We start from the raw sequence: 545 nt of genomic DNA, 5'->3' as shown, positions 1-545 counted from the left end.
AACCCGCCATTACCATCACCCTGATAAGCATACGTGGAGCCATGATGTGGTGCGCTTAGCTGTTCGCGAGACGGGCAGTTGGATGTTTGCCACCGGGCTTGAAAAGGACGTGTTAATGACGTTTGAGCGTAATTACAAAGTCTTATGCAGACGCTTTAGCCGTGGCGAGTTGACCGATATTGAATTGCCTAAAGCACTACCTGAAACGGTGACGCGGCCCACTGAGGCGGCAAAGGCGAAATCGATTATTGCCACGCTACGAACAAACCTTGGGCTTAAGGGGGCAAACGATGGCGACTAAACCACTGACACAGCGCGAACGCTTGATGCGCATCATCACAGGGAAACGGTTTTGGACCCTGTTTGAAATCCAGCAAGAGAGCTTTAACCGCTTTGGGGTTCACGACAGCGAGACAGCCTTAAGTGCGCGGTTTCGGGATATGCCGATTAACCAGCGGGTGAAGCGCATACGCTCGGGTACCCATCACACCTTTGAATATCGGTTGGAGGGCTAGATGGCGCAGGTGATGACAGCAACAGGCGTG

At 52.8% G+C, this 545-nt stretch carries 1 protein-coding gene and 1 pseudogene; both read left to right on the top strand.

Annotated elements, in window-relative coordinates:
* A pseudogene (locus FW758_RS24755) lies at positions 1-301 on the top strand (replication protein P); the annotation flags it as partial.
* Complete coding sequence (locus tag FW758_RS24750) at positions 291-515, top strand: hypothetical protein (protein ID WP_106650792.1); 225 nt, start codon at positions 291-293, stop codon at positions 513-515. The pseudogene FW758_RS24755 and the gene FW758_RS24750, both read left to right, overlap by 11 nt.
* The last annotated feature ends 30 nt before the right edge of the window (positions 516-545 follow it).

This window comes from Shewanella sp. 1180_01, assembly GCF_052850535.1.
Note: the sequence above shows the minus strand (reverse complement) of the source record. Positions and strands in the feature narration are given on the sequence as shown.